Annotated in this window: 29 protein-coding genes and 1 tRNA gene; 16 read left to right on the top strand and 14 right to left on the bottom strand. The window is 59.1% G+C overall.

The genetic code is table 11. From position 1 onward, the window contains the following. Window positions 1–2: 2 nt before the first annotated feature. The 4 genes from QUE75_RS16445 to QUE75_RS16430 all read right to left on the bottom strand — a co-directional run bounded on the left by QUE75_RS16445 (window position 3) and on the right by QUE75_RS16430 (window position 3,285). Window positions 3–707 (bottom strand): ABC transporter permease, encoded by a 705-nt coding sequence (locus tag QUE75_RS16445; protein WP_106694115.1) that lies wholly within the window; start codon window positions 705–707, stop codon window positions 3–5. A 51-nt stretch (window positions 708–758) separates the two neighbouring features. After that, entirely contained in the window at window positions 759–1,511 is a 753-nt protein-coding gene (locus QUE75_RS16440) for a transporter substrate-binding domain-containing protein (protein WP_286251836.1), read from the bottom strand. Window positions 1,512–1,598: 87 nt separating this feature from the next. Further along, the gene (locus tag QUE75_RS16435) at window positions 1,599–2,369 is read right to left on the bottom strand and encodes an ABC transporter ATP-binding protein (protein WP_061330594.1); all 771 of its coding nucleotides are present in this window, start codon (window positions 2,367–2,369) and stop codon (window positions 1,599–1,601) included. Window positions 2,370–2,523: 154 nt separating this feature from the next. Beyond that, window positions 2,524–3,285, bottom strand: coding sequence for an FCD domain-containing protein (locus tag QUE75_RS16430; RefSeq protein ID WP_072678128.1), 762 nt, complete (start codon window positions 3,283–3,285; stop codon window positions 2,524–2,526). Between the two features lie 226 nt (window positions 3,286–3,511). Here QUE75_RS16430 and QUE75_RS16425 point away from each other — a divergent pair, with 226 nt between their 5' ends. The 6 genes from QUE75_RS16425 (at window position 3,512) to QUE75_RS16400 (ending at window position 9,533) form a co-directional block, all read left to right on the top strand. Further along, window positions 3,512–3,937 carry a GlcG/HbpS family heme-binding protein gene (locus tag QUE75_RS16425; RefSeq protein ID WP_058090460.1) on the top strand — a complete coding sequence of 142 codons (426 nt, stop codon included), beginning with the start codon at window positions 3,512–3,514 and terminating at the stop codon, window positions 3,935–3,937. A 15-nt stretch (window positions 3,938–3,952) separates the two neighbouring features. Then, a complete protein-coding gene (locus QUE75_RS16420; protein ID WP_061330593.1) occupies window positions 3,953–5,440 on the top strand; it encodes an FAD-linked oxidase C-terminal domain-containing protein in 1,488 nt (495 codons plus the stop codon). Then, window positions 5,433–6,500: a glycolate oxidase subunit GlcE gene (gene glcE, locus QUE75_RS16415; protein ID WP_286251829.1), complete on the top strand. Its 1,068-nt coding sequence runs from the start codon at window positions 5,433–5,435 to the stop codon at window positions 6,498–6,500. The genes QUE75_RS16420 and glcE overlap by 8 nt, the downstream gene beginning before the upstream one ends. Window positions 6,501–6,502: 2 nt before the next feature. Continuing rightward, on the top strand, window positions 6,503–7,711 hold the full coding sequence (gene glcF / locus QUE75_RS16410) for a glycolate oxidase subunit GlcF (RefSeq protein WP_286251827.1): 1,209 nt from the start codon (window positions 6,503–6,505) through the stop codon (window positions 7,709–7,711). A gap of 108 nt (window positions 7,712–7,819) precedes the next feature. Next, window positions 7,820–8,257 carry a DUF4124 domain-containing protein gene (locus tag QUE75_RS16405; protein ID WP_208622803.1) on the top strand — a complete coding sequence of 146 codons (438 nt, stop codon included), beginning with the start codon at window positions 7,820–7,822 and terminating at the stop codon, window positions 8,255–8,257. A 76-nt stretch (window positions 8,258–8,333) separates the two neighbouring features. Then, entirely contained in the window at window positions 8,334–9,533 is a 1,200-nt protein-coding gene (locus QUE75_RS16400) for a multidrug effflux MFS transporter (protein ID WP_138435726.1), read from the top strand. 3 nt (window positions 9,534–9,536) lie between these two features. On the opposite strand, the gene QUE75_RS16395 is transcribed toward QUE75_RS16400, so the two are convergent. The 4 genes from QUE75_RS16395 to QUE75_RS16380 all read right to left on the bottom strand — a co-directional run bounded on the left by QUE75_RS16395 (window position 9,537) and on the right by QUE75_RS16380 (window position 13,340). Beyond that, window positions 9,537–10,346, bottom strand: a complete 810-nt coding sequence (locus QUE75_RS16395) for an ABC transporter ATP-binding protein (RefSeq protein WP_286251820.1) — start codon at window positions 10,344–10,346, stop codon at window positions 9,537–9,539. Continuing rightward, window positions 10,343–11,356 (bottom strand): FecCD family ABC transporter permease, encoded by a 1,014-nt coding sequence (locus QUE75_RS16390; RefSeq protein WP_286255724.1) that lies wholly within the window; start codon window positions 11,354–11,356, stop codon window positions 10,343–10,345. Before QUE75_RS16390 ends, QUE75_RS16395 begins: the two co-directional genes overlap by 4 nt. Then, a complete protein-coding gene (locus tag QUE75_RS16385; protein WP_286251818.1) occupies window positions 11,356–12,300 on the bottom strand; it encodes a FecCD family ABC transporter permease in 945 nt (314 codons plus the stop codon). The genes QUE75_RS16390 and QUE75_RS16385 overlap by 1 nt, the downstream gene beginning before the upstream one ends. Window positions 12,301–12,389: 89 nt before the next feature. Beyond that, the gene (locus QUE75_RS16380; protein WP_286251817.1) at window positions 12,390–13,340 is read right to left on the bottom strand and encodes an ABC transporter substrate-binding protein; all 951 of its coding nucleotides are present in this window, start codon (window positions 13,338–13,340) and stop codon (window positions 12,390–12,392) included. A gap of 107 nt (window positions 13,341–13,447) precedes the next feature. Between QUE75_RS16380 and QUE75_RS16375 the strand changes: the two genes are divergently transcribed. From QUE75_RS16375 to QUE75_RS16365, 3 genes are all read left to right on the top strand, one after another. Beyond that, window positions 13,448–14,413 carry a LysR family transcriptional regulator gene (locus tag QUE75_RS16375; protein WP_286251815.1) on the top strand — a complete coding sequence of 322 codons (966 nt, stop codon included), beginning with the start codon at window positions 13,448–13,450 and terminating at the stop codon, window positions 14,411–14,413. 105 nt (window positions 14,414–14,518) lie between these two features. After that, window positions 14,519–15,385, top strand: a complete 867-nt coding sequence (locus tag QUE75_RS16370) for an ABC transporter substrate-binding protein (protein WP_286251813.1) — start codon at window positions 14,519–14,521, stop codon at window positions 15,383–15,385. Window positions 15,386–15,476: 91 nt separating this feature from the next. Next, complete coding sequence (locus tag QUE75_RS16365; protein WP_286251812.1) at window positions 15,477–16,331, top strand: Nmad3 family putative nucleotide modification protein; 855 nt, start codon at window positions 15,477–15,479, stop codon at window positions 16,329–16,331. Here QUE75_RS16365 and QUE75_RS16360 read toward each other — a convergent pair. Further along, on the bottom strand, window positions 16,328–17,293 hold the full coding sequence (locus QUE75_RS16360; RefSeq protein ID WP_286251811.1) for a calcium/sodium antiporter: 966 nt from the start codon (window positions 17,291–17,293) through the stop codon (window positions 16,328–16,330). The genes QUE75_RS16365 and QUE75_RS16360 overlap by 4 nt on opposite strands. Before the next feature lie 230 nt (window positions 17,294–17,523). On the opposite strand from QUE75_RS16360, the gene QUE75_RS16355 reads away from it, so the two are divergent. From QUE75_RS16355 to QUE75_RS16330, 6 genes are all read left to right on the top strand, one after another. After that, window positions 17,524–17,679 carry a hypothetical protein gene (locus tag QUE75_RS16355; protein ID WP_167392879.1) on the top strand — a complete coding sequence of 52 codons (156 nt, stop codon included), beginning with the start codon at window positions 17,524–17,526 and terminating at the stop codon, window positions 17,677–17,679. Window positions 17,680–17,819: 140 nt separating this feature from the next. Further along, complete coding sequence (locus QUE75_RS16350; RefSeq protein ID WP_286251810.1) at window positions 17,820–18,569, top strand: ParA family protein; 750 nt, start codon at window positions 17,820–17,822, stop codon at window positions 18,567–18,569. A 49-nt stretch (window positions 18,570–18,618) separates the two neighbouring features. Then, entirely contained in the window at window positions 18,619–19,287 is a 669-nt protein-coding gene (locus QUE75_RS16345) for an alpha/beta hydrolase (protein ID WP_286251809.1), read from the top strand. 49 nt (window positions 19,288–19,336) lie between these two features. Continuing rightward, a complete protein-coding gene (locus QUE75_RS16340; protein ID WP_106694103.1) occupies window positions 19,337–19,708 on the top strand; it encodes a thiol-disulfide oxidoreductase DCC family protein in 372 nt (123 codons plus the stop codon). Between the two features lie 52 nt (window positions 19,709–19,760). Next, entirely contained in the window at window positions 19,761–20,327 is a 567-nt protein-coding gene (locus QUE75_RS16335) for an NADPH-dependent FMN reductase (protein WP_058090471.1), read from the top strand. Between the two features lie 59 nt (window positions 20,328–20,386). Next, window positions 20,387–21,787, top strand: a complete 1,401-nt coding sequence (locus QUE75_RS16330) for an SLC5/6 family protein (protein WP_286251808.1) — start codon at window positions 20,387–20,389, stop codon at window positions 21,785–21,787. Here QUE75_RS16330 and QUE75_RS16325 read toward each other — a convergent pair. Genes QUE75_RS16325 through QUE75_RS16315 form a run of 3 tightly spaced genes read right to left on the bottom strand, consistent with a single transcriptional unit; the run spans window position 21,784 to window position 25,111 of the window. Then, window positions 21,784–23,292 (bottom strand): flavin-containing monooxygenase, encoded by a 1,509-nt coding sequence (locus tag QUE75_RS16325; protein WP_286251807.1) that lies wholly within the window; start codon window positions 23,290–23,292, stop codon window positions 21,784–21,786. The genes QUE75_RS16330 and QUE75_RS16325 overlap by 4 nt on opposite strands. Before the next feature lie 22 nt (window positions 23,293–23,314). Then, window positions 23,315–24,241: a ferritin family protein gene (locus QUE75_RS16320; protein WP_106694099.1), complete on the bottom strand. Its 927-nt coding sequence runs from the start codon at window positions 24,239–24,241 to the stop codon at window positions 23,315–23,317. Between the two features lie 39 nt (window positions 24,242–24,280). Next, a complete protein-coding gene (locus QUE75_RS16315) occupies window positions 24,281–25,111 on the bottom strand; it encodes an SDR family NAD(P)-dependent oxidoreductase (protein WP_286251806.1) in 831 nt (276 codons plus the stop codon). A 166-nt stretch (window positions 25,112–25,277) separates the two neighbouring features. Here QUE75_RS16315 and QUE75_RS16310 point away from each other — a divergent pair, with 166 nt between their 5' ends. Then, window positions 25,278–25,901, top strand: coding sequence for a TetR/AcrR family transcriptional regulator (locus QUE75_RS16310; RefSeq protein WP_106694097.1), 624 nt, complete (start codon window positions 25,278–25,280; stop codon window positions 25,899–25,901). Between the two features lie 67 nt (window positions 25,902–25,968). Here QUE75_RS16310 and QUE75_RS16305 read toward each other — a convergent pair. Both QUE75_RS16305 and QUE75_RS16300 read right to left on the bottom strand, forming a co-directional pair. Further along, window positions 25,969–26,044: transfer RNA gene (locus tag QUE75_RS16305), tRNA-Phe, on the bottom strand. Between the two features lie 118 nt (window positions 26,045–26,162). Next, window positions 26,163–26,435 (bottom strand): oxidative damage protection protein, encoded by a 273-nt coding sequence (locus tag QUE75_RS16300; protein ID WP_061332992.1) that lies wholly within the window; start codon window positions 26,433–26,435, stop codon window positions 26,163–26,165. Window positions 26,436–26,495: the final 60 nt, after the last annotated feature.

Here is a 26,495-nt window from a genome sequence, read left to right as displayed (position 1 = left end):
CCTCAATTCCCCCGAACCACGCCGACATTGGCCCGCTTGTCGAGCCACTTGATGAACAACTCAGAGCCCGCCGTCAGTGCCAGATAAACCGCCGCCACCGGGATAAAGAAGTGGAACGGCATACGCTCAGCCTTGGCGGCTTCTTCCGCCACCCGCACCATATCGGTCAGGCCGATGATCGACACCAGAGCAGTGGTCTTCAGCAGCACCTGCCAGTTATTGCCGATACCAGGCAGGGCATGGCGCAGCATCTGCGGAATCATCACCCGCCGGAAGGTGTGCCAGCGAGAAAAGCCGTAGGCCTTGGCGGCCTCGATCTGGCCGGTGTCTACCGCCAGAAAAGCGCCCCGGAAGGTTTCCGTCATATAGGCACCAAAGATCAGCCCGATGGTCACCACGCCAGAGATGAACGGATCGAACTGGAAGAAAAAGTCGATTTGCCGGGTTTCCCATAAATAATCGGATAGCGCGTTCACCGCCACCTGGCCGCCATAGTAGAACAACAGCATCATCACCAGATCGGGCACGCCGCGAATCAGGGTGGTGTAAGCGGTTGCCACGCCGGTCAGTACCCGGTTGCCAGAGAGTTTGGCCGAGGCGCCAAGCAACCCCAGGGTGACTGCGAGAGCGAGCGAGAGGAAGGCCAGTTCAATGGTGACCACCGCCCCCTCTGCGAGGGCCGGGCCGTAGCCTTTCAGATCAAGCATGGGAAGTTCCGGAAAGCGGGGAGCAGCCAACAGGCTGCTCCCGGGGTCTTTTTAAATCTTGATGTCGTAGCTGAAGTACTTCTCCATGATGGCATCATAAGTACCATCTTCTTTCAGCTTCTTGAGCGCGGCATTGATATCTTCGGCCAGCTGGGTGTCACGCTTGCGCATGGCAACGCCCACACCGTCACCGAGTTTTACTGACTCGCCGACTTCCTTGTAACCTTCGCGGTTAAGGATGGTTTGCTCGCCCACCGGGTAGTCCACAAAGACGGCGTCCAGACGCTGGCCTTCCAGGTCCAGAACCATGTCTTCAGCGGTGGTGTAACGCTTGATGGAAACCACGCCGCCCATGTTTTCGGTTACGTAGGTGTCCATGGTGGTGCCACGCTGTACACCGATGTTCTTGCCCTTCATGGCGTCCATGTCGGTTACGTCGGTGTTGAACGATTCAGGGCCGAACCAGCCGCCTGGAGTGATGTAGTACGGCTCGGAGAACAGTACACGCTCGGCGCGCTCAGGGGTGATTGACATGGATGACATGATCAGGTCGAACTTACGGGCCAGCAGGCCCGGGATCATGCCGTCCCACGCCTGGATGACGAACTCACAGTTGGCGTTCAGTTCTTCACACATGGCGGTAGCCAGTTCCACTTCGAAACCGGTCAGCTCGCCGTTCTCGTCGCGGTATTCGAACGGCTCGTAGGGGATATCGAATGCGATGCGCAGGTTCCGGTCCTGAGACTGAGCGGTGCCGGCGATCATGGCCAGGGCACAGCTTGCTGCAACAATCAGTTTTTTCATGTGTCACTTCTCCAGTAAGTTGCCGTTATGGCTTTATTCTTTATGGAAGTTTCTATTCCGTTTCCGGTTTCAAGATAGCACCGGAGTTCAGAACTTGGGAGCAAGAAATTGCTTCATGCGTTCGGATTCCGGATGGTCAAAGACCTTGTCCGGTGAACCCTGCTCCTCAATCACGCCCTGATGCAAGAACAGGACCTGAGTTGACACATCCCTTGCAAACGCCATCTCGTGGGTGACCACAATCATGGTACGGCCTTCCTCGGCCAGACTCTGCATAACCTTCAAAACCTCACCCACCAACTCCGGATCGAGAGCAGACGTGGGCTCATCAAACAGCATGACCTCCGGCTCCATAGCCAGGGCGCGGGCGATGGCTGCACGCTGCTGCTGGCCGCCAGACATCTGGGCCGGGTAGTAATCCTTGCGTTCGTAGATGCCCACCTTATTAAGGTAGGCCTCAGCCCGCTCAATGGCCTCTTTTTTCGGGATTTTGAGGACGTTGATCGGCGCTTCAATGATGTTTTCCAGCACCGTCATGTGGGACCACAGGTTGAAGCTTTGGAAAACCATGGACAGCCGCGCGCGGATCAGCTCCACCTGGCGATTGTCTGCCGGAATTCGCTCGCCCTTGCGGTTGTTTTTGAACCGGATTGGGTCACCGTGCACGATAATGTCGCCGGATGTCGGGGTTTCGAGCAGGTTGATGCAACGCAGAAAGGTACTCTTGCCGGAGCCGGAACTGCCGATCAGCGAGACCACGTCGCCTTTGCGGGTTTCCAGAGAAATGCCCTTTAGGACTTCGAGTTTGTCAAAGGTCTTGTGGATGTCCCTGCAAATCAGAGGCGCTGATTCCGCCATGGGGTGACTCCTGGGGCTGTCATACAAAGGCGCATGTTTTACGGACTGTTGCCGTGGAAATCAATACCGCTTTGTTGGATTTTGGTGAAAATCGAAGCACTTGCCTGTTGGTCATTCTGGCCTAATCAATGATCAATGCAAACAATTTTACACCTCACGGTGAGCCTGAATCGTTCAGCAGATCGGCGAGATCTTCCGGGGCGGGGATGCGCAGCAATTCATCGCCTTCTTTCTCCATTTCTTTCATGGTTTGCCGCACAAAACGAACGTGGGCGGTGGCCACTTTGCGTGCCTGGTCAGGTTTACCGGCCATGATGGCCTCGTAGAGCTGCCGGTGCTGGCCCATGATTTTCCGGCGCATGTCTTCTTTCGGGTTCAGGTTGGACACCGAGGCCTGAACGGTCAGCAGCATCATGTTTTTCAAGCCGCTCAGGATGTGCACCAGGATCGGGTTGTGGGAGGCCTCCACAATGGCATGGTGAAAGCCGTGGTCCGGTCGGGCGTTGCTCAGCGGGTCTGTGCTTTCCAGCGCGCGGAATGCCCGGGTCAGCCGGTGCCGGTCAAGATTGGTGGCTCGCTGTGCGGCCAGAAAAGCGGCCTGGCCTTCCAGTTGCTCGCGCACTTCCAGCAGGTCATAGAGGGTACGGGTGTGGCCCTGATAGAGATACATTAACGGGCTATTGGCGCCCTGCACACCGGATTCCGGCACGATACTGGCAACAAACGAGCCCTTGCCGTGGCGGGTTTCAATGACGCCCCGGGCCTGCAGCTCATGCAGTGCCTCGCGCACCACCGATCGGGATACCCCAAGTTTGGTTGAGAGCTGCCGTTCCGACGGGATCTTCTGCCCTGGCGCCAGGCCGCCTTCCAGAATCAGGTGCTCAAGCTTGTAGGAAATTTCTTTGGATATGCCCATGATCTTATTGCTGGTCTGACCAGTTTCGGGTTGTACGGATCCGTTTTTGCTGAGGCTGCCTGTGCCGCCAAACTTCATGAATGGCGGGAGGTTACGAATTATTCCATGTTTCGGGATTTAACAAACTGGTAGGACCAGTTGCTAAAACGATAGACGATCTCTGCGCTGATGGCGAGTATTCTGAGGTTTGTAGATTCTGAAATTGTACGTCAGCGAGGTTGAAGCCATGTTAACCATCCATCGCCTGGATCTTGAAGATGCCCGGCTCCTGATCAAAGGCGCTAGCGAAAAGGCCCGCGACATCGGTGTTCCCATGTGTATAGCGGTGGTGGACGAATCCGGCAACCTGGTGGCGTTTGAACGCATGGACGGTGGCAAAACCACCAGTGTCATTATCGCCCAGGACAAAGCCTTTACGGCCGCCGCCGCCCGCAAAGCCACCCACGAATACAACGCGGCCAACGTGCCGGGCAATCTGGCTTTCGGTATTCATACCGAAGTGGGTGGCCGTTTAAGCACGGTGGGCGGGGGCTTGCCAGTGCTGGTGAATGGCGAGGTGGTTGGCGGGATTGGTCTGAGTTCAGGCACCCCGCAACAGGACATGGATTGTGCCCAGGCGGGTATCGACTACTTTGAACAACAGCGCCAATAACAATCAGAGAAAGTTATGACAACCACATCACATGCCACCAAATCGGGGTTAACTAAAACGGAATTGGCTGAACAGTTCCGGGCCTTTATCGACCCGGAGTTTGTCATTACCGATGACGAAACCCTCAAACCCTATGAGTGCGATGGCCTGGCCATGTACCGGGAAATGCCCATGCTGGTGGTGCTGCCAGAGACCGTACAGCAGGTGCAGCGGGTCATGCGAATCTGCCACGAACAGGGCGTGCCCGTGGTGGCCCGCGGCGCCGGTACAGGTTTGTGCGCAGGAGCCATGCCCCACAAAGAGGGCGTGGTGCTGTCTCTGGCCAAGTTTAACCGTATTCTGGAAGTTGACCCGCTGGCCCGGACGGCCCGGCTGCAACCGGGCGTGCGGAACCTGGCCATCAGCGAAGAGGCCGCCCAGTTCGGCCTGTATTACGGGCCGGACCCGTCATCCCAGATTGCCTGCACCATTGGCGGTAATGTGGCGGAGAACTCTGGCGGCGTGCACTGCCTGAAGTACGGGCTGACCGTCCATAACCTGCTGAGTGTCGAAATCGTCACGGCCGAAGGTGACCGGGTAACAGTGGGCAGCGACGGGCTCGACAGCTGTGGTATGGACTTGCTGGCACTGCTGACCGGCTCCGAAGGGCTTCTGGGTGTGGTCACGGAGGTGAAGGTCAAACTGTTACCCAAGCCGGAAGTGGCGCAGGTGATCATGGCCGGTTTCGACAGTGTTGAGAAAGCTGGCGATGCGGTCGGTGGTGTCATCGCCCATGGCATCATTCCCGGTGGTCTGGAAATGATGGATGGCCACGCCATTATTGCTGCTGATGATTTTTGCCAGGCGGGCTACCCGAGAGACGCCAAGGCCTTGCTGCTGTGCGAGGTGGATGGCACCGAAGAAGAAGTGCACGAACACATTGCCGAGGCAGAAGCGGTGTTCCGGAAACTGGGCGCTACCTCCATCCGCACGTCCTCCAGCGAGGCGGAGCGTGCGCTGTTGTGGAAAGGCCGTAAATCGGCGTTTCCGGCGGTTGGTCGAATCTCGCCTGACTATTACTGTATGGACGGCACCATTCCGCGCCGACACCTGGCCAAGGTGCTTCTGGAAATGGAGAGCATGTCCGAGCGGTTTGGCCTGCGGGTGGCCAATGTGTTCCACGCCGGCGACGGCAACTTGCACCCGTTGATTCTGTTTGATGCCAATGTGCCCGGTGAGTTCGAGAGTGCCGAGGCTTTCGGCAGCGCCATCCTGTCTCTGTGTGTGGAAGTGGGCGGCTGCATAACCGGCGAACATGGCGTGGGTGTGGAGAAAATCCGCCAGATGGCCGTGCAGTTCAACGACGAAGAATTGCAGCAGTTCCACGATGTAAAGGCCGCCTTCGACCCCACCGGCATCCTGAATCCCGGCAAGGGCGTGCCGACGCTGCGGTTCTGTCAGGAATATCGCTCTATCGAACATAAGCAACACAACCACGAACAGGCGGGTGCCAGCCATGGCTGATCAGATTCAACAACTGCAGGAGCAGGTGCTTCAGGCCCGGCAGAACGGAAACAAGCTGAATATTGTTGGCGGTGGCAGCAAGGCGTTCATGGGCCGTGAGCCAAGCGCAGACGCCGACACCCTGAGCCTGGCCGGCCACACGGGCATTGTGGAGTATCACCCGGTTGAGCTGGTGCTGACGGTGCGGGCCGGCACACCCCTTAAAGATATTGAAGAAGCGCTGGCGGCAGAAGGCCAATGTCTGCACTTTGAACCGCCTCGTTTCACTGAGTCATCCACCATTGGCGGCACGCTTGCCTGTAACCTGTCTGGCCCCGCCCGCCCCTGGACAGGATCGGTGAGGGATCAGGTGCTGGGCATTCGGCTGCTGAACGGCAAGGGTGAACACCTCCGTTTTGGTGGCCAGGTGATGAAGAACGTGGCCGGTTATGATGTGTCCCGGTTGCAGGCTGGCGCAATGGGCACCCTGGGCTTAATCACCGAGATCAGCCTGAAAGTGATGCCGAAACCGGCGGCGTCCGTCACCCTGGTTCAGGATATGGCCATGGATGAGGTGATCGACTACATGAACCGCCGGGCCGGCGAGCCTAAGCCCATCACCGGCGCCTGCTGGGTGGATGGCAAGGTGTACCTGCGTTTGTCTGGCGCACGTTCGGCTGTTGAGGCCACCGCCGACAAATGGTCTGGCGATGTATTGGACGACGGTGACCGCTTCTGGCAGCAGATCCGGGATATGCAGCATGGGTTCTTCTCCGATGCCGAGGCACCCCTCTGGCGTTTTTCAGTGGGATCAACTGCGCCCGCCGCTGATCTGCCCGGCCCCTGGCTGATGGATTGGGTGGGTGGCCAGCGCTGGTATCGGGGTGACGCCTCGCTTGCCGACATGGAAAAGCTGGCGCGGTCAGCGGGTGGCCAGGTCAGCCTGTTCCGCGGCGGCGACCGCCAGGGTGAGGTGATGCAATCGCCACCAGAAGCGCTGAAAACCATCCAGCGCCGCGTAAAAAACTCGTTTGACCCCGACGGCCTGTTTAATCCCGGCCGCCTTTATAGTTGGTTGTAATCATGCAAACGAATCTGGTTCAGCAATTTGCCAATACATCCGAAGGCCAGGAGGCGGAAGAGATCCTCCGGGCCTGTGTGCACTGCGGTTTTTGCACCGCAACCTGCCCCACCTATCAGGAACTGAACGACGAGCGAGACGGCCCCCGTGGCCGGATCTATCTGATGAAGATGTTTCTGGAAGGCGGGGAAGTGACAGAGAAGACCCGGGAGCACCTGGACCGCTGCCTGACTTGCCGCAGCTGCGAGACGACGTGCCCCTCAGGTGTCCAGTATGGTCGTCTGGTGGATATCAGCCGTGGCTTGCTGGAAGAGGAGCTGCCCCGCAAGCCGAAAGAAAAATGGCTGCGCTGGGCGCTCACCCGGGTGTTACCCCATCGCCGGTTGTTCGGCTTGCTGCTGAGGGCCGGGCAGGCATTCCGGCCGATGCTGCCGGAAAAGCTCCGCACCAAGGTGCCGCCGCGCCGGCAGGCCAGCCCCTGGCCAGCTTCAAGCCACAACCGCATTGTGCTGGGGCTTGCCGGATGCGTGCAGCCCTCGGCGGCCCCCAACACCAATGCGGCGACAGCCCGGGTACTGGATAAACTCGGCATTACCCTGGTGGAAGCGCCCCAGGCTGGCTGTTGTGGCGCGGTGAATTACCACCTGTCTGAGCACGAGCGCGGCCTGGAGCAGATGCGCCGAAACATCGATGCCTGGTGGCCGGCCATCGAGGCGGGGGCGGAAGCCATCGTGATGACAGCGTCCGGCTGCGGAGCCATGGTACAGGATTACGGCCATCTGCTCAGGGACGACCCGGTCTACGCCAACAAGGCCCGGAAAGTGAGCGAACTGTGCACCGATCTGGGCGCCTTTATGCTGAAGGAGGATCTGGAGCCCCTGAAAGCCAGTACCCAGGCGGGAAAAGTGGCCTTCCATTGCCCGTGTACCCTGCAGCACGCCATGAAGCAGAACGGCGTGGTGGAGCAGGTGCTGACCCGTGCCGGCATTGACCTGGCCGCCACGAAAGACAAGCACCTGTGCTGTGGTTCGGCGGGAACCTATTCGATCACCCAGCCGGAGATGAGCCAGAAACTGCTGAGTAACAAGCTGGAAGCGTTGACCATTGATGATCCAGTACGAATTGTAACCGCCAATATCGGTTGCCAGCTGCATCTGGAGTCCCGCTCAGACGTGCCCGTTCAGCATTGGATCGAGCTGCTGGACCGGTGACACGGTTCCTGCAAAACCGTTCGTCATCGGTTATAGTCTGACCCGGTGTCAGGTTTCTGCCTGGCACCGGCACACTCGAGCACCAACAACTTCACAGGATGTGAACCTATGCCAAGGATCAAGGCCCTGCCGTTTTGCCTATGTCTTTTCCTCTCGCTGCCGGCTCAGGCGGAAATCTATCGCTGGACCGATGCCAACGGCTCCATTCACTTTTCCGATACGCCGCCGATGCTGGACGAGCACCATCGGGTGCAGGTGCGGCCGACTACCACCATGCCGATGGCAGAGAATATCCGGCAGTCTGACCGGGTAACCCGGAACCGCAAAGAGCTGGACCAGCTACTCTCGCCTAACAGCAAGAATCGTTACGCCAAATCTCAGCAGGCGGAGGAAGCCCGTACTCGGCAGTGCGAGCAGTACCGCAAGCAACTGGACCGTTTACAGGCGAGACTTCGCGCCGGTTACGGCAACGATCGGGGCAACAGTCTGCGGCAGCGGCGCCGGGAACTGAGCCAGACCTATAGCCATGAGTGTGTGCTGAATTAAGCGGCTTTCGGAAAGCGCTGATTGCCAGGCGGCCATAAATATTGTTAGCTATCTACCTTGTCTCTGGAGGTAGATCTTGTCGCATTTTCAGCTTGCACTTCTGCTTGGTATGACTGTCGCACTTGGGCCCCTGGCCCTGGATGCCTACCTGCCCGCGTTCCCGGCCATTGCCCGGGATTTTGCCATTCCCCATGCCGATGTAGGCCTAACGCTGAGCGCCTATGTGGCAACTCTGGGCATGGCCCAACTGGTGGGCGGGCCGTTGTCTGACCGTTATGGCCGCCGCAACATCCTGTTTATCGGACTGGCGGTGTTTGCTCTGGCCAGCCTGATGATAGCGCTGGCGGATAACCTGTCCAGCATGATTGCCTGGCGGGTGGTCCAGGGTATTGGCGGCGCATTCTGTGCGGTGTCGGTGCCCGCTATCGTGAGGGACCAGGTGGGTGGCCAGGAAGCAGCCAGACTGTTCGGATTGATCGGGCTGATCATGTTTATTGCCCCTGCGGCGGCTCCGTCTCTTGGCGCCCTGATGCTTGCGCTGGGTGACTGGCACTGGATCTACGTATTTCTGGCGGCCTACGCGTTCTTCCTGGCCGTGGTCCTGCAACTGGCTTTGTTTCCTCGGCTCAAACCCCGGCCACGGGCAACCACGCCGGTCAAAACCCTGGTGACCAACTATGTGCTGGTGCTCAAGCATCGCACGACCATGCGTTTTGTCGGCATCCAGGTGATGTGTTTCAGCAGCATGATGCTGTTTATCACCCATTCTTCGTTTATCTATCAGGAGTGGTTCGGGCTGTCGAACAGCACGTTCTCCGTTCTGTTTGCCGCCAATATCGGAGTGATGGCAGCGCTCAACCTGATTAACCGGCCTCTGCTGCGCACCTTTTCTTCCGTGGTGCTGTTAAGGGTGCAGGTCATCATCCAGTTCGTGATGCTAGTGGGTCTGGTATCAGTGGTGTTGCTGGATGGGCCCTTGTGGGCGGTAGCCGGATTTATTATCGCGGCGGTAGGTTGCCAGGGTGGGATTGTGCCGAACAATATGGCCAACGCCCTTGAATTCTTTCCCCACATGGGGGGTACGGCCGCGGCCATGCTGGGGGCGTCCCAGTTCACTTTGGCCGGTGCGATCAGTGCCTTGTCGTCGGCCTATGGTGGCGAGGCTCTGCTGCCTATTACCCTGAGTATGCTGGCCTGTTCGGTGGGTGCGGTTTTGTTGTCATTAGGAGCGCCGGCAGCCGTAGCCCGGGAAAAGGCCGCAGAACAAGCGGCCTGAGCATCAGGCGAGCTGGCGGTTGTTGCGCCGGACATTGACCAGCAGCGGGCTGCCTGTGGCCGGATCGTGCAGCAGCTCGCAGCTTACACCGTAGAGTTCCTGAACCAGCTCCGGCGAGACAATCTCTGCCGGGCTGCCCTCCTCGATAATCTTGCCGTCTTTCATGGCGACCATGTGGTCGGCATAACGACAGGCACTGGCCAGGTCATGGACCACCATGGCGATGGTTTTACCCTGCTCCCTCAGGTTCCGGATAAGCTCGAACACTTCAATCTGGTGCCCCAGATCCAGTGCCGAGGTGGGTTCGTCCAGCAGCAGAAGTGGCGTTTGCTGGGCCACCGCCATGGCAATCCAGGCTCGTTGGCGTTGGCCTCCAGAGAGGGTATCCAGCGCCCGGTTGACCAGGCCCTTTACGTCAGCCGCCTGCACCGCCCGGTCAAAGGCTTGCTGATCTTCCTGTGACCACTGCTTCATCCAACCCTGGTGGGGCTGGCGGCCAAAGCGCACCAGATCTCCGACGGTCAGGCCTTCTGGCGCGGTATTTTCCTGGGGCAGCAGGGCCAGTTTGCGGGCAACGTCTTTCGAGGGGAGCCGGTGAATGTCCTTGCCATCCAGCAGTACCGCGCCGGCTGCCGGGGCATGGATTCGGGCCAGGCCGTTCAGCAGGGTGGATTTGCCGCAGCCATTCGGGCCGACAATGGCAGTGACTCTGGCGGATGGCAGCGTCAGGCTCAGATTCTCTGCCACGGTAAAACGCCGGTGCGCCAGGGTTATCCGGTCGGCGGCCAGAGTGGCCGTATTGGAATGGCTCATGTCAGGCTCCGTGTTGAAGGTCTCAGTAGAATCCAGAGAAGGTAAGGGCTGCCGACAATGGCGGTAATAATGCCCACCGGAATCTCCAGGGGCGAGAACAGGGTTCGGCCAAGCAAGTCGGCGATCACCATAAAAGCGGCTCCGGCCAGGGCGGCAGCCGTCAGTGGAATCCTGCCTGGCCGGCAAACGGTGCGGGCCAGTTCCGGTGCTAACAGTGCCACCAGGCCAACCGGGCCGCACACCGACACGGCCAGCCCGGTCAGCAAGACCGACAGGCCCAGGCCAACTACTCGGGTGCGGCGCAGGCGAGTGCCCAGAGCAATGGCGACGGGGTCTGAGAACTGAAGGGTGTTCAGTGCACGGACAATGGCCACCATTACCAGGCAACTGGCGGCCAGCCCCAGGGCCAGAACCTGAACACTGGCACCGGAGCGGGCATTCAGGCTGCCCACCGTCCAGGGGTACGCGGCATTGGCGTCGTCTATGGCTACCTGGCTGAGCATGACCTGGGTGACGGCGCCGGCAATGGCGCCGATGCCGAGGCCGGCGACAATAAAGCGATAGCCTCGGGTGCCATTGGCCCCGGCCAGGCCAAAAGCCAGGGCGGTGGCAGTGGCGGCGCCAGCCAATGCCATGGCAGAAGGCGCGATCGCTATGCCGGTACCCACCACGGATGCCACAGCAAAGGCGGTGGCTGCATTGTCGATACCAATGATGCCGGGCGTGGCCAACCGGTTGCGAGCCAGGGTTTGCATCAGGCAGCCAGCCAGGGCCAGTGCTGCGCCACTGAGCATGCCCGCCACAACTCGGCTCAACCTCAGTTCGTTAATCACAAAGGCCGCCATAGGATCTTCGGTGGTGCCGATCAGAGCGCGGATGACTTCAGCCGGCGCAATCTGCACCGTACCCATGGACAGCGAAATAATCACGGCCGCGGCGACCAGCAACAGAAGAACGGCGTTGGCAACCAACGTGCGGGAGTCGGGCATGGTGAGCGCGTTTCTGTGCATCACAGTGAAGGCATCCGGCCGGCGCGAACAATCGCCAGCAGCACCGGGGCGCCGATCAGGGCGGTAACCACACCCAGAGGCATTTCCGCCGGTGCCGCCATCAAACGGGAAACCACATCGGCTGCCAGCACCACAGCGGGGCCGATGGGCAGGCACAGCCATAGGGTTTTTCGGATGTCGGGCCCGGAAAAGGCGCGGGCGATAAACGGCACCACCAGGCCGACAAAGATCAGCGGCCCGGCCAGAGCCGTGGCAGCGCCGACCAGCAGGGCAACGGTAACGGTGATCAAAAAACGGATGCGGCCGGGATGGTGGCCAAGCCCCACGGCTGCACGTTCACCCAGTGCCATGGCAGCCAGCGGTCTGGCCACCACGACGACCAGCGCCAGTGCAATGATCAGAGAGGGCAGGGTGGCCTGAAAGGTTGCCAGGGATTTGCCGGCAATGCTGCCGGTAATCCAGAAGCGGATTTCGTCTGCTGCCCGTTGATCCATCAGCATCAGCATGGAGGTGAGTGCCAGCAACAAGCCGCTCAGGGTTGCCCCTGCCAGTACCAGCCGAACCGGATCGTTGCCCAGCCCCTGCACACGGGTGGCGGCAATCACCAGAGAGCAACCTGCAAGTGCACCGACCTGGGCAATCAGGGTAGTGAGTGTGGCCGTGCTGGCGCCGAACAGGATGGCAACGGCCACGGCAAATCCCGCACCGGCGCTGACGCCAAGCAGCCCCGGTTCGGCCAGGGGGTTACGGGTCATGGCTTGTAGCAGGGCACCGGCAATGCCCAGAGCCAGGCCGGTGGCCAGGCCAATCAGGGTTCGCGGCAGGCGCAGTTCACGGATGACAAACCAGGCCTCATCAGAACCCGTGCCAGCCAGTGCAGCGAGAGCCTCCCGAGGGGTTACCGGGCCGGCGCCGTAAATCAGGCTGCCAATGATTACCGGCAACAGAAAAAGCCCTGCCGCAACCAGCGGCAGGAGTAAGGAGCGAGACGCAACAACGTTTCGCGGGTTTGCCGGGGCAGTCAGCGGGGCGTTCACGGTGCAAGCTTGGCCAGCGCCGCCTCAATATCGTCAAGAATGGCTTTGGCGGCCAAGGGGCCGCTGGCGCTGCTCCAGAGCTGACCGTTAACGGCGACCACCTGGTTCTGGCCGCTGGCTTTCAGGCGGCTGAAGGCCGGTGTCTGGCGGGCGGCTTCCAGTGCCTGCTGGCCATCGGCATTCAGGGTGGCCAGGAACACCCAGTTCTGATCCATGCGGGCCAGATTTTCCAGGCTCAGGGGTTGGCTGTGGGGGCGGCCGTCGCTCACCAGGCCGTTATCGGTAACCTCAAAACCGACCGCCTGCAGCAGCGTGGCGGAAAACAGCCCCTCTGCCATCACCAGCGGGCCTTGCGGCATCCAGCGCACAAGCGTGGCATCCCGTTGATCCTCAGGCACCGTTCTTTCTACCAGAGCGGCGACTTCGGCAATGCGGGCTTTGACGTCTTCAATGGCGTTTTCAGCGGCTTCCTCGCGCCCCAGTGCCCGGCCAAATAGCCGGGTTTCCTGTTCCCAGCTGTCTGCCTGGAACATAGGAACGTTCGACACCACCACCGGGGCAATTCGGGACAGCAGTTGATACTGCTGCTGGTTGGTTTGCGCGGGCGCCAGGATGATATCCGGCCGGGCTGCAATCACGGCTTCAATATTGGTTTCCGCCGGGGCGCCCACGATGGCAATGTCACCGGCCCGTGGCTTGATGTATTCGGCCACGTCATTGCCGCCTCGGGTGATCACAGCGCCTACTGCATTGGCGCCTACCGCCAGGGCAGGGTCCAGAGCACCTTCGTAAAGTGTGACCGCTCTCTGTGGTTGACCGTCGATGGTGACTGCGCCATAGGCCGTGTCCACGCTGCGCGACTCTGCGTTGGCCGGGCCCAGGGCCAGGGCGCCAAGTATGGCGATTGCAGCTGTGAGACGGCGTTTCATCGGCGGGTGTTGGCTCATTGTGCTGCGGCTCCGGACAAAAGATAGTTTGCAAAGCAAGCTGGAAATTAATGATAATGGTTCGCATTACATTTTTAAAGTGATAAATTGGGACGGTAGGTTTCAGAATGTGGAACGAGAAGATGTACGATCTCTCAGAGCTGGAAGCATTTGTCTCAGTGGTGCGAACAGGCAGCCTGACGGCCAGTACCAGAGACCTGGGGCTGCCGAAATCAACGCTCAGCCGGAAAGTTCGCCAGCTGGAACAAGCCGTAGGGCAGCCACTGTTGCTGAGGCAGTCCCGGCGCATTGTGCCTAACGAGGCGGGGCGCGTGTTCTACCGTTACAGCGTTGAGATTCTTGAATTGGTGTCCCAGGGCCGGGAGGCGCTGGATGAATTGAAGGAGGATGTCAGCGGAACACTGGAGCTCCGGTGCCATGAAGCTTTTGTGCGTGGTTGGTTTTCCGGTGTGGTGCGATCGTTTCTCGAACAGCATGGCGATGTGCGGGTGGCTATTGGTACCCAGCAGACGGTTCCCGGTGAGCTGGAAGATGGCGTTTGTTTATGGCTCGGAGAGGTTGGAGAAACCACCCTGAGACAGGAGCATTTGGGGAGCCTTAGCCAGGGTATCTATGGCAGCCCGGACTATTTCGAGCGGTATGGCGTGCCGGCGTCTCCCGGCGAGCTTGATGGCCACCAGTGGGTTGACCTGCTTGGAGGCACTGGGCCGGGTCTGGTTTTGCGTCATCCCAAGCTGGGAACCTACCCACTCGCCATGCCTGTACGGACGTTTACCGTTGATCAGTCGTGTGTTCAGGGCGATGCCATAGCGGCTGGCCGAGGCCTGGGGTTGATTCCTCACTGGTTGGCCGAGCGCCGGCTGGAAGCTCACCCGGGGCAATTCAGACTGTGCCTGCCTGAGTGGCGAGGGCCGGTGCTGCCAGTCACCCTGCTGTATCCTCACGGTCATTTGCCCAGAAGGGTGAGGGCGTTCATGGCTCACCTGCGAGCAAACGTGCCGGATGAATGGCTCCGGGAGTTGGCTAAGCCTCCGGTTGTTCCGGAAACCGGAACGCATCATGCCGGTACTTGAAGTACGGGCCTGTGGTAACTTTCCTGAAATTGATAACCATTCCCATAACGCCCTGGGTTTGAATACCTTGCAGGAATTCAAGGCCAATAGATTTCAGGAACGACCATGACCAACCCTGTAACGATACTGACTGCGACTGTTGCTGCCCTTGCTCTGGCGGGTTGTGCGGCAAGTGGCAATGCTAATGGCCCCACGGTCATCAGCTACGACCACGGCGCATTGGACACCCTTCTTGAGTTGGGTGTGGATGACCAGATTCTTGCGTTGCCCCATCAGGGCCTGCCGGATTACCTGGAGAGCATGCAGGCCAGGCTGCCTGACGCCGGTAGTCTGAAACTGCCAGACCAGGAACTGATAGGCCAACTGACCCCGGGGCTGGTGCTGATGACCGCTCGCCAAGGGGCAGAGTTGCAGGTGGAAGTGGCCCGGCTGGCCCCGGTGCGGGATGTCACCCTCCCCGAAGGTGATTATCGCGAAGTAGTGAGTGCACGGGTCACCAGCCTGGCCGGTTACTACGGCCTGGAGGCGGACGCCGGTATCAAACTGGATGCACTCTGGCAGCATGTGGCTGAACAGAAAGCTGCCGTGCCTGCAGGCAGAACCGTGACAGTGGTTACCCACAACGACGGTAATCTGTCCTTGCGCAGCGAGCCCGTTGTTTATGAGCTGCTGGAACTGACCTCCGCCACCGTTCCGGATGCTGTACAACCGGTCACGCGAGGCGAACGCACCTTCTACCCGGTGACAGCAGACATTCTGGCTGAGATGGCGCCGGATACCCTGCTGGTGGTCGATCGTAGTGCCGCTATTGGTGGTGAACCGCTGGCGCCGCAGGCTTTGCAATCTGCTCTGAACCAGGCCGGCGCCTCGACCAGGGTGGTGGTTCTGAACCCGGGCCTTTGGTACCTCTCAGGTGGTGGCCTGCAGAGTGTTCGCCTGCAGGTGGATGAGGTTGTCGACGCAGTCCGTTAATGTCTGCCAATGTGGTAATCAAAAAAGGGCCTGCCAGAGACATCTGGCAGGCCCTTTTTGTTGGTGTGGCTTTCGATAATAATGTGCCGCTATGAAACTTATCCTGAGCCGCAAAGGCTTCGACAGTTCTGCCGGTGGTTGCCCGAACCCTGTGTTTCCGGACGGACGTGCTCTGGCACTTCCGATACCGGATGGTCAGTCGCCTATCCGGTATAGCCAGATTCAGCACGATGGCCAAAGCATTGGCCCCCTGGTATCCCAGCTAACCGGCCGCTCTGGCTTCTCTCGAACAGGCGCCCACCTGGACCCGGATCTGATCGAGGGTGCCTATTCCCGGCTGCCAGGCTGGCGCCCGGTACTCGGTCAGCACGGCTCGGCCCAGGCTCATCTGGCCAACCACGGTGTGGGGCCCGGCGATCTGTTTCTGTTCTTTGCTTTGTTCCGGCAGGTGGAGCGGTATCGCCGGCGCTGGCGCTTTGTGCCGCAAAGCCGGCCGTTTCACGCCATTTGGGGCTGGTTGCAGGTGGGGCAAGTCTGGCCAGTTTACGAGGCGGCGCCCATGCCGGAATGGGCGGCCTACCACCCGCATCTGCACGGCACACGATCCGCTCACAACTGCCTGTATGTCAGTGGTGACAGACTGCAGATTCCAGGTCTGAATGGGGACTTGCCCGCCGCCGGGGTGGTGACTGTTCCATCGGATCAGCATCGATTGACGGCGGCGGGAGCGGCAAACGTGACTGACTGGCGGTTGCCGGCGGCTTTCATGCCAGGAGCCGATAGCGTGCCGCTGAGCTATCACCAAAAACCGGAGCGCTGGCGCCCGGATGGCTCCCCGGAATACTGTCGCCTGAAGTGCGCGGCACGGGGGCAGGAGTTTGTGCTGGATCTGACGCAGTATCCGGGCGTCAGTAAATGGTTGCTGACCCCCGAGTTGTTGTCTTAAAAGGCGGTGGTTAACAGATAGACCGTGTAACCAATAAAGACGGCCAGCAATCCGGCGCCTTCCAGCCGGTTGATACGCCCGGGGCCTCGAAAACCGTAACCAAGTACAAACAGGGCAAGGGTGAGGCCTACCATCACGGGAATGTCACGCATCAATACCTCGTCCGCCACGGCCATGGGTGCAATGGTACCGGCAATGCCCACCACCGCCAGAGTGTTGAACAGGTTGGAGCCCAGAATGTTACCCAGTGCCAGGTCGTGCTCACCTTTGCGGGCCGCAATGATGGAGGAAGCGAGTTCCGGTAGCGACGTGCCGATCGCAACAATGGTCAGGCCAATGACCAGGTCACTGACGCCGAAGCGGGTAGCCAGGTCGACGGCTCCCCAGACCAGGATGCGGGAACTGATAATCAGCAGGAGAAGCCCCACCACCAGCCAGAGAATTGCCTTGCGAATGGGCATGGGATGAGCGGCAAGCTCGGCATCCATTTCAGTGGCGAAGGCATCATCGTTTTTTCTCATGCCAGACCAGATGCTCCATCCCAGCAACAGCGCAAACAGCACCAGCAGGCCGGCTGCATCCAGCCGGCTGAGTTCACCATCAAACAGCAGCCAGGCCGCCGCAAGGGTAACAAGAGCCAGAATTGGCAATTCCTTGCGCATGACCTGAGAGTGCACGGCGATGGGCGCAAGCAATGCAGTAATCCCCAGTATCAGGGCGATGTTGGTGATATTGGAGCCATAAGCGTTACCCAACGCCAGACCCGGATTTCCCTGGCTTGCAGCCAAGGCTGAAACCACCATTTCAGGTGCAGACGTACCAAAGCCAACTACCACCATACCAATCAATAGAGGCGGCATGCCGAAATGACCAGCCGTCGCAGCCGAGCCTTCCACAAAACGATCCGCGCTCCAGACCAGAAGGGCGAGACCGGCAAGAATGGCGAGAGAAGCAATCAGCACGTTAGTGGCTCCCTGGTTAATGTCGGAGTATTTGACGGCAATCGCGGTGGCCGCACAATTACACAGAACTACCTATGAGCAAAAGGTCTTTCCAGGACGCCTGGCGCTGTCAGGGCCGCTGCGACCAGAAATGTGAGCCACACCGTGAGTGTCATTGCTTACGCTCTTGGAATTTGGGAACGTGATATAATAGTGAAGATTGAATGTAGGCCAACAAAGGAGAAACCGAGATGGCCAGAAAAAAGGCGAAAGCCACACAGCACAGCGCTGTGCAACGGGAACTGAGAACACCAAAGTACCAGATGCGCGTGGTTGAAGACAAAACCAAGTACAAGCGCAATCGGGACAAAACTGTGCGGATGGAGGGCTTCCGCAAAGCCGCGTGAGCGTGGTTTTACGAAAGCCCTTCATACTCGCGACACCCCCGTTCCAGCTATTGCTCTGTCATAAAAGCTTCATAGAAGCCTGGCGGGTGGCTGTTATCCTGTAGTGTTTTCTGACACCAGACACGGCAGGAGCCCCCGTCATGAGAATTATTGCCTTCTACAGCCCCAAAGGTGGCGTGGGTAAAACCGCAGCGGCCGTCAATATGGCCTACCTGGCCAGCCGCGAGAACATCCGCACATTGCTTTGGGATCTCGACCCGCAAGGGGCTGCCAGTTTTTACCTGGCGGGTGCGGAAGTGGTCAAAGGCCGCAAACTCTCCAAGCTGCTGGAAGGCAAATCTCCCATCGCCCGCTTCATCCATGAAGACGTATACCCCAATCTAGACTTTATCCCCGCCCATAGCAGCTTCCGTAACTTCGATATCAAGCATGAACACGACGAAGGACACAACGTCCTGAAAGACCTACTGGCGCCGTTGTCTGAAGACACCAGTCTGGTGGTTCTGGACTGCCCGCCCACGCTCTCGCGCCTGACCGAACAGGTTCTGGAAATGGCCGACAAAGTCTATGTACCGGTGGTGCCTACCTGGTTGTCACTCAACAGCTGGAACCAGTTACGGGAGTTTGTGAAAGACAAGAAGTTGGGTAACAAGAAACTGCGGCCGTTTTTCTCGATGGTGGACCGGCGCAAGAACCTGCATCGGGAGATACTGGCTCAGCCTGCTGAGTTGCTTGGCGCCCCGGTAAACGCAGCTGTTCCTTATGCCAGTGTGGTTGAGCGGATGGGAGAGGAGGGCCAGCCGCTGGAACTGTTGGCGCCAAATAGCCCGGCCGCTGTCGAGTTTCGTAAGCTGTGGGTGAGCGTCCGGAAGGATCTTTGGGCTCGCTGACCGGGAAAGTGTTAAAGTCGCCGGACTTCACCTGACTTCCGGAGGCCCGATGACAGCCCTGAATACCTTGCAAATTGATACCGGCGAGAACCCCCAAACCACCATCATCTGGCTGCATGGCCTGGGCGCCAGCGGCCATGATTTCGAACCCGTTGTTCCGGAGTTTCGTTTCTCCCGGGAGCAGCCCGTTCGCTTTATCTTTCCGCACGCACCGGAGTTGCCAGTAACCATCAACGGCGGCATGGTCATGCCTGCCTGGTACGACATCTTGGCCATGGATGTGGACCGTAAGGTGGATACTACGCAACTGCGCGCTTCTGCCGGGATGGTGGCTGAGCTTATCCAGCAGGAACGGGAGCGGGGCATCACCAGCGAGAACATCATTCTGGGTGGTTTTTCCCAGGGTGGCGCGGTGGCCTATGAGCTGGCGTTGAGTTACCCGGAGCGGCTGGGCGGCCTGTTTGCCTTGTCTACCTACTTTGCCACTGCGGACTCCATTCGATTAAGCGACGCCAATCGGAAACTGCCGATCTTTATCGGGCACGGCCGATTTGATCCGATTGTGGCAGAGCACCTGGGGCTGGCGGCGCAGCGAAAGCTTCAGGATCTCGGGTATGAGCCGGAGTATTACTGCTATGGTATGGAACATAGCCTTTGTCTGGAGGAGGTGAGGGATTTGGACGGGTTTCTGTTCCAGCTCACCTCGGAACGAAAGTAAGGGGCGTGAGCCCCGGGCGTTGCCATAGTTTTAACAAAAGGGAGGCGTTATGACGCATGCCCAGGACAAATTGTTGGTATTCTATGACGGTTCCTGCCCTGCCTGTATCAAGGATCGCCGCTGGTATGAGAAGCTGGCCGGGCGGACCGGTGAGTCCGTAGAGTGGCTGGATATCACCGGCCGTGACGAAGAGCTGCGGCAGCAGGGTATAGACCCGGACAAGGCTCTGAGAGAGCTTCACGTCAAAGACGGTGAGGGCAATATCCATCGGGAGTTGGATGCGTATATCCTGCTGATGTCCCGAGTGTTGGTGCTGAAGCCGTTGGCCTGGGTAATTGGTTTGCCGGTCATTCGTCCCGCGCTTGCTCGACTCTACCATCGATGGGTTGACCGCCGTCTTTCGGACGAAAAAGGGCGATAAGAATCCCGGCGTATCAGCAAAACTGAACAATGACTGAAGAAGGAAATCCGGTATGCCTCTCAAGCTACAAACGATCATCTGCAGCACCCGCCCTGGCCGTGTTGGCCCATCTATTGCCGAATGGTTTAACGGTTTTGCCAATGAGCAGGGCAGTTTTTCCAGCGAACTGGTTGACCTGGCGGAGTTTAACCTGCCGGTTTATGACGAACCTAACCACCCCCGCCAGCAGAAGTACCAGCACGACCACACCAAGGCCTGGTCTGAGAGCGTCGCCAAGGCGGACGCCTACGTGTTCGTGATTCCCGAATACAACTTCTGCCCGCCACCCTCCTTCATGAACGCGATCAACTATGTGTACAACGAGTGGAATTACAAGCCCTGTGCCTTTGTCAGTTATGGAGGTGTTTCCGGCGGCCTGCGTTCCGCGCAGATGGCCAAACAACTGGTTACGACGGTGAAGATGATGCCCATGGTTGAGAGCGTGATGGTGCAGATGCCCTGGGAACTGCTGGATGATAATCGCAGATTCCAGCCGGCAGACCACCACACCAGTTCGGGGGGCAGTATGCTGGCGGAGCTGGCCAAGTGGGCGGATGCGCTCAAAGCCATGCGCCAGTGAGTGGGCCAAGTGCCGACCCCGGAACCTGATCCGGTTAATACCGGCGGAGGAAGTGCGACTTGTTCTATCTAACGGTTGCCGTGCTCAGCGCGGCACTCCTTGGTTTTGCGGTTCTTGGTCTACGCGCAAGACGGGCGGACGGTCTGCTGGATGACTATGTCACCGCTCGAAACTCTCAGAGTGCACAGGCCATCGGGCTATCGTTCCTGGCTTCGGGCATGGGGGCGTGGATTCTTTTTGCACCACCGGAAATTGGTGCGTTTGTGGGGCCTGTGGCGCTGGCGGGTTATGCGGTCGGCTCCGCGTTGCCGTTTCTGGTGCTGGGGTTCTATGGCCCTGCCATCCGTAAGCGCTTACCGGCAGGCCGCAGTATCGGCGAGTTTGCCGAGGCTTGCTATGGCGCCGGGGTACGACGCTGGGTGTCGTTGGTTTCAGTGGCCTACATGGCGTGTTTCCTGGCGGCGGAACTCACCGCTATTGGCGCCATTGCCGCGCTGCTCTCCGATATACCACCTGCGTTGGTGATTCTCGGTGTGGCGCTGGTCACGCTGATCTATACCTCTGTTGGTGGTTTGAGGGCAAGCCTGGCCACAGACCGTTGGCAGGCCTGGTTGTTGTTGGCCTTGTTGCTGCTTGTGGGTGGTGTTGCCTGGTACTGGTTGCCCTCCATGCCAGCGGAGGCGGTCATGCCTTCTGTGCCTGTTGGCAGTGCGCTGTCTGTGGCGCTCACTCTGGTGATTGCGGTGACCGCCGCCAACCTGTTTCACCAGGGCTATTGGCAGCGGGTGTGGGCAGCTGAAACGGATAGTGCCCTTGGGCGCGGCGCGGTGTTGGGTGGCATCAGCACGTTTCTGGTGGTGATGGCCATTGGTAGTCTGGGGATGCTGGCGGCCATGCATGGTTTACCGCTGGGCGAGCCTCCCATTCCATTCTTCGCATTACTTTCCGCCGCCCCGGCCTGGCTTGCTCTGCCAGCGCTGGTTCTGGCGGTGACGCTGGTGGCCTCCAGTGTCGATACCTTGCAGAACGCTATTGCTTCCATGGCGGTGGCCAGTTCCGGACGACGTGGCCTGTCAGTGCGTGCTGCCCGCTGGGCGACGGTGATACTGATGGTGCCGGTGGTGTGGGTGGCGCTTCAGGGCTTCTCAGTACTGCGGCTGTTCCTGATTGCAGACTTGCTGTGTGCGGCGATTGTGGTGCCGGTGCTGCTGGGATTGTGGCGCCGTATGTCGCCGCTGGCAGCGGTGACTGGTGGTCTGGCCGGGTTGCTCGGTGCCGTGCTTCCCGGCTGGGTGAGCCAGGGGAGCTTCACCGCAGGAGCTCTGGCGGCGAGCTTTCCGGACAGCATCCCGACGCTGGCGCCATTCCTTGGCGCCTTGCTGGCATCGAGCCTGGTCAGTTTGCTGATAGCCTGGTTGTATCCGGGTACCCGGGCTCAGGAGGCTGTCGGGCGGCCTTAAACGGTCTCGCTCGCGGCCTCTTCTGCCAGCAGGCGGTAATCCTTTAGCTCCAGATCGGCCATCTGCTTTGCGTATTGTGTTGCGAAGCCGGGGTACATCGTCGCGTTGAATCCATCCTCGGTGAGGTACCAGCTTTGGCATCCGGAATTCCAGTTGGTTTTGGCCAGCCGGCTCTGGATGCTTCGGTTGTGGTCGTCCTGGGCTGATTGCCGAACATCCAGGGCTTTGAGCTTGAGGCTCTTGATGGTGCGAATGCTCCGGACGATGTAATCCATCTGGGATTCCATGTAGACCAGCGCAGAATTGTGGCCTGGCCCGGAGTTTGGCCCAAAGGTGAAAAACAGATTGGGATAGCCCGACACGTTGATGCTCTTGTACGCCTGGGCGCCTCGCTTCCATTCCTCGTTCAGTGAGCGTCCGCCGATGCCGGTAATCGGGAACGGTGTACCGGCGTTGCTCACCTCAAAGCCGGTGGCAAACACAATGCAGTCGAACTGGTGCTCGATGCCCTCTACTGTGCGGATTCCGTGTTGGCTGATCCGGTCTATCGGCCAGGTGATCAGCTTGGTGTTCGGTTTCTGCAGGGCCGGGTAGTAGTCGTTGGATACCAGAATGCGCTTGCAGCCCAGGCGATAGTCCGGGGTCAGTTGCCGGCGTAGCCAGCGGTCCGGTACCTGTTTGCGCAAGTGCCACCGCCCAAGGCGCTCGGCAAAACGGGTCAGCGGCGAGTTCCAGATAACCGCTAGCGCCATGGACTCATGGGCCAGATAGAGTGCCTTGCGGACGGCGGTCTGACTCACGGGCGCTTTGCGGAACAGCGTCTTGTTCCAGTCCGGTGTGGTGAAGTCCGGCCGTGGCATAATCCACGGCGGAGTGCGCTGGAAAACCGTCAGCTTGCCGGCGCATTTGGCCAGCTCCGGTACGATCTGTATGGCGCTGGCACCCGTGCCGATCACCGCGATGCGTTTGCCCTTGAGGTCGTAATCATGATCCCAGGCGGCGCTGTGTATCTTCTTGCCCTCAAACTCGTCCAGGCCGGCGATGCCGGGCCAACCGGGGTTGGACAGCGGCCCCTGGGCCATCACGGCGGTGCGCCCTGAAAATACATCTCCATTCGTGGTCGTTGCCTGCCAGAGGCCTTTGTTCTGGTCCCAGGCCAGGTTGCTGACATTCTGGTTGAACCGGATGTATTGCCGAAGGTTGAAGTGATTCACCAGGTGATGGATGTACTCCAGAATTTCCCGGCTTCCCGAGAAACTTCGGGACCAGTTCGGGTTCTGGGCGAACGAGAAAGAATAGAGATTGGAGGGGATGTCGCAGGCAGCCCCCGGATACTGATTGTCTCGCCAGGTGCCTCCAACATCGTCTGATCGCTCCAGAATGGTGATGTTGCGAATGCCCTGCTGTTGCAGGCGAATGGCGGTGCCCAGGCCGGCAAAGCCGGCACCGATAATCAATGCATCGGCGGGCGGCTGCTGTTGAGCAAGCGGTTGGTTGTTCTTCATCAGGTAATCTCGTAAACGGTGGTCAGGCGGTCGGGTGATAGGTGATCTCTTTGACCCAGCTGGGTACGGCCGGAAACGCCTTCCTTGGAATGACGTCAGCCACCTTCACCAGGGCATCAATGGGCGCGTGGTAGAAGCGTTTTTTGCGGTCGACCACGAACCGGCCGTGGTGCTTGATGATCTGGAACCAGGGGTTCCTTCGGCCGTCCCCAGTGCGCCCTCCGATCTTTTCGAATTTGCGCATGGCCTCGTACAGCTTCTCCTCAGGCAAGCCCATCTCGACAATGTTGTCCCGCATCTTGTTAAGCAGCGGAAAGTAAGAGGCAATGCCCAGAATCAGTCTCGGGTCCATCAGCTGCGCGGTCATCCGAATAAGCTCGATGTAGGTTTTGCCATGGCCCTGCATTTCCATCACGGTGAAACCCACGCCAAGGTGGCGGGCCTCATCACCATTGATCAGTTCGAAGGCTTGATGGCACACCGGGTCGTCTACCGTATCGAGAAGGAACTTGCACAGCGCGCCGTCGAGCGCGATTTCCAGCATGGGTACCACGGTGCCTAACACATAGACCGGCTGATCATCGGCAAACCTGTCCAGCCACTCGATGACCAGCCTCAGGTTGTTGTTCGGCTCCGGCAATTCGCCATCTTCCAGCATGCCCCAGCGTTTCATTAACGCCATTTCGGCGTTGGCGTGGCGCTGTTCTTCAGCGTGGAAATAGGTGTAGATCTGGCGCAGAGTGTCGTCCGGCGCTTTCTTGGCCATGGCGGCAAAGGCCCTGGCACCCACGTGCTCGATCCACATCAGGTCTGCCATGAAGGCTTTCAGTTTTGGCCACTGTTCAGGGGTAATCAGCTCAGCGCCCGGAGCATCCCAGTCGACATCCGACAGGCTCCACTGAGTGTTTTTGATCTTTTCCAGCATGTTATCGAGATCAATCTTTGCCATGTCAGTCTCCTGGCTTGTGGGGAGTGTTAAGGCCTGTCATCAGACGAATTTGGACGTCATCCGGCGATTAATAAGCCCAGTAATCGCCGCATAGGAATTCGGCAGCAGACGTTTGATTCGCCAGATCATGCGGGCATCGACCTGTGGCATAACGTAAAGCTGTTTGTTATCCAGGCCATCCAGAGCCATGCGAGCAACCTTGTCGGCGGACATGCCGATGCGGTCCATCAAGCGGTTAAACAGGTCATTGGATTCGCCCTGTATGCGGCCGTTGGCCGAGATGTTGGTTTTCACGAGGGTAGGGCACAGCGCGGTGACGCTGACGCCGGTGCCCGAGAGCTCCGCTGCCAGGGTTTCTGATATCGCCAGCGCGGCGGCCTTGGTGGCGTTATAGGGGCCCATGAGCGGTGCCGCGGAGAAACTGGCGGTTGAGGCCACATTGATAATGCCGGCCTGCTCCTGCAGGCGCAGCCCGGGGGCGAACACGTGGCAGCCATAGACCACGCCCCACAGGTTGATGTTGACCGTCCACTCCCAGTCTTCGATCGATGTTTTGCCGATGGTTTTGCCACCTACGCCAACACCGGCGTTGTTGATGACCAGGTTGACCGGTTCTGGCAGCAGCTCGTCGGCTTTATCAGCCAGCGCCTGTACCTCCTCCAGCTTGCTGACATCGCAGGCGACCGCCCAGGCCTGGCCACCAAGGCGGCGGACTTCGCTGGCGGTTTGTTCCGCGGCGTCCAGATTGATGTCAGAGCACACCACAAGGCCCCCGCGCCGGGCGAGTTCCAATGCCAGCGCTTTGCCGATGCCGCTGCCGCTGCCAGTGATGACTGCACGGGCATTTTTAGTCAGAGAGTTTTTAAGCATGAGGATTTCCGCAGTTTTGACGTAAGTGTGACGCTGCCAGGGCTTGTGCCGCCCGAAAGGGACAAAACCAGTGCCGAATAGGCCTGAAAGCCTTGCCCTGCTTGTGTTCGCGCCCAGCTGACTGCAGATTAGAGCGAACGCTTGTTCGGATTCAATTCGGAAAATTATGCCCAGGAAACCAAAACAGGATCGCTCGCGCGCCACGGTGGATGCGATTGTTGAAGCCGGGTTTATTGCCCTGAGTCAGCGGGGGCCTGCCGACACCACAACACGTCACATCGCTGAAATAGCAGGCGTGGGGGTAGGTTCGCTGTATGAATACTTCGAGAACAAACAGGCGATCTTCAACGCCATGAGCCAACGCTTCATCTCCGACACAGCGGCGATGATCAAGCCGTTAACGCCAACACTGGTACAGATGCCCATTGATGAGGCGATTCGCACATTGCTGAACCAGTTCCGGAGTTTTCTTGAGCAGGACGATGGCCGGTACCTCAAGTGTGTGCGATACGCCATGGCGGTGGACTTTGAACTCCACCTGGACCCGCTCTACAAGGTGCTCAACAACGTCATCATGCGCTACCTGATGGAGCACCCGGAAACCCTTCGGGTTAGCCGCATTCCAGCGATCACCTACATTGGAATTAATGGCGGCATATTCGCCGTTATCCGCCATTTGTCGGACCCGGACCCGATGGTCAGTTTCGATGAAATGGCGGACGGACTGGCGAGTATGATTGGCCATTACATAGCGGCGGAGTTGTCGCTTTTGGGGGATGTGGTGAGATAGTCAGGAAGAAACGGAGAGGGCAGAAACAACAAAACCCGCACAAGGCGGGGTCTGTCTGAATTCTTAATGGTGCCCGGAGGCGGAATCGAACCACCGACACGGGGATTTTCAATCCCCTGCTCTACCAACTGAGCTATCCGGGCGTGTTGAGCTATGTGCTGCAACGGGGCGCTATTAAACCGGTTTAGGGTTGGGTAGTCAAGGCCGCCCGGCAAAAATTTTCAGAATCTTTTCCGGTTGTTCAGGCCTTGATCAGTTTGGCTATTTTTCCGGTGGAACGTAGCCCTCGGCCTTGTCGAATGGCTCGTTGTTGAAGAAGCGTTCCATCTGTGCCTGAAGGTATTTCCGGTTGTTCGGGTCCATCATGCTCAGGTGCTTTTCGTTGATCAGCATGGTCTGCTGGTTTTGCCATTCTTCCCAGGCCTGCCTGGAGACGTTGTCATAGATCTCCTGGCCTTTGGGGCCGGGCATGGGGGGCATGGCCAGGCCTTCCATTTCTTTCTGGTATTTGCGGCAGAATACGGTGCGGCTCATGGCGGCTCCTGTGTTGATGTTCAGTTTGGCGAATGATAACAGATCAGTTCCGGGTGTGAC

Source organism: Marinobacter shengliensis (genome assembly GCF_030297115.1).
Lineage (GTDB): Bacteria > Pseudomonadota > Gammaproteobacteria > Pseudomonadales > Oleiphilaceae > Marinobacter > Marinobacter shengliensis.
The sequence above is the reverse complement of the archived record's forward strand: the minus strand, read 5'-3'. Positions and strand labels throughout refer to the sequence as shown.

Bases quoted from the DNA above. Each gene is read 5' to 3' on its own strand.
- QUE75_RS16300 (WP_061332992.1), bottom strand. From the start codon at position 26,435: ATGAGCCGCACCGTATTCTGCCGCAAATACCAGAAAGAAATGGAAGGC.
- QUE75_RS16325 (WP_286251807.1), bottom strand. From the start codon at position 23,292: ATGAAGAACAACCAACCGCTTGCTCAACAGCAGCCGCCCGCCGATGCA.
- QUE75_RS16320 (WP_106694099.1), bottom strand. From the start codon at position 24,241: ATGGCAAAGATTGATCTCGATAACATGCTGGAAAAGATCAAAAACACT.
- QUE75_RS16355 (WP_167392879.1), top strand. From the start codon at position 17,524: ATGGCCAGAAAAAAGGCGAAAGCCACACAGCACAGCGCTGTGCAACGG.
- QUE75_RS16420 (WP_061330593.1), top strand. From the start codon at position 3,953: ATGACAACCACATCACATGCCACCAAATCGGGGTTAACTAAAACGGAA.
- QUE75_RS16350 (WP_286251810.1), top strand. From the start codon at position 17,820: ATGAGAATTATTGCCTTCTACAGCCCCAAAGGTGGCGTGGGTAAAACC.
- glcE (WP_286251829.1), top strand. From the start codon at position 5,433: ATGGCTGATCAGATTCAACAACTGCAGGAGCAGGTGCTTCAGGCCCGG.
- QUE75_RS16405 (WP_208622803.1), top strand. From the start codon at position 7,820: ATGCCAAGGATCAAGGCCCTGCCGTTTTGCCTATGTCTTTTCCTCTCG.
- QUE75_RS16435 (WP_061330594.1), bottom strand. From the start codon at position 2,369: ATGGCGGAATCAGCGCCTCTGATTTGCAGGGACATCCACAAGACCTTT.
- QUE75_RS16390 (WP_286255724.1), bottom strand. From the start codon at position 11,356: ATGCACAGAAACGCGCTCACCATGCCCGACTCCCGCACGTTGGTTGCC.
- QUE75_RS16365 (WP_286251812.1), top strand. From the start codon at position 15,477: ATGAAACTTATCCTGAGCCGCAAAGGCTTCGACAGTTCTGCCGGTGGT.
- QUE75_RS16425 (WP_058090460.1), top strand. From the start codon at position 3,512: ATGTTAACCATCCATCGCCTGGATCTTGAAGATGCCCGGCTCCTGATC.
- QUE75_RS16345 (WP_286251809.1), top strand. From the start codon at position 18,619: ATGACAGCCCTGAATACCTTGCAAATTGATACCGGCGAGAACCCCCAA.
- QUE75_RS16315 (WP_286251806.1), bottom strand. From the start codon at position 25,111: ATGCTTAAAAACTCTCTGACTAAAAATGCCCGTGCAGTCATCACTGGC.
- QUE75_RS16395 (WP_286251820.1), bottom strand. From the start codon at position 10,346: ATGAGCCATTCCAATACGGCCACTCTGGCCGCCGACCGGATAACCCTG.
- glcF (WP_286251827.1), top strand. From the start codon at position 6,503: ATGCAAACGAATCTGGTTCAGCAATTTGCCAATACATCCGAAGGCCAG.
- QUE75_RS16340 (WP_106694103.1), top strand. From the start codon at position 19,337: ATGACGCATGCCCAGGACAAATTGTTGGTATTCTATGACGGTTCCTGC.
- QUE75_RS16445 (WP_106694115.1), bottom strand. From the start codon at position 707: ATGCTTGATCTGAAAGGCTACGGCCCGGCCCTCGCAGAGGGGGCGGTG.
- QUE75_RS16440 (WP_286251836.1), bottom strand. From the start codon at position 1,511: ATGAAAAAACTGATTGTTGCAGCAAGCTGTGCCCTGGCCATGATCGCC.
- QUE75_RS16335 (WP_058090471.1), top strand. From the start codon at position 19,761: ATGCCTCTCAAGCTACAAACGATCATCTGCAGCACCCGCCCTGGCCGT.
- QUE75_RS16375 (WP_286251815.1), top strand. From the start codon at position 13,448: ATGTGGAACGAGAAGATGTACGATCTCTCAGAGCTGGAAGCATTTGTC.
- QUE75_RS16310 (WP_106694097.1), top strand. From the start codon at position 25,278: ATGCCCAGGAAACCAAAACAGGATCGCTCGCGCGCCACGGTGGATGCG.
- QUE75_RS16430 (WP_072678128.1), bottom strand. From the start codon at position 3,285: ATGGGCATATCCAAAGAAATTTCCTACAAGCTTGAGCACCTGATTCTG.
- QUE75_RS16380 (WP_286251817.1), bottom strand. From the start codon at position 13,340: ATGAGCCAACACCCGCCGATGAAACGCCGTCTCACAGCTGCAATCGCC.
- QUE75_RS16370 (WP_286251813.1), top strand. From the start codon at position 14,519: ATGACCAACCCTGTAACGATACTGACTGCGACTGTTGCTGCCCTTGCT.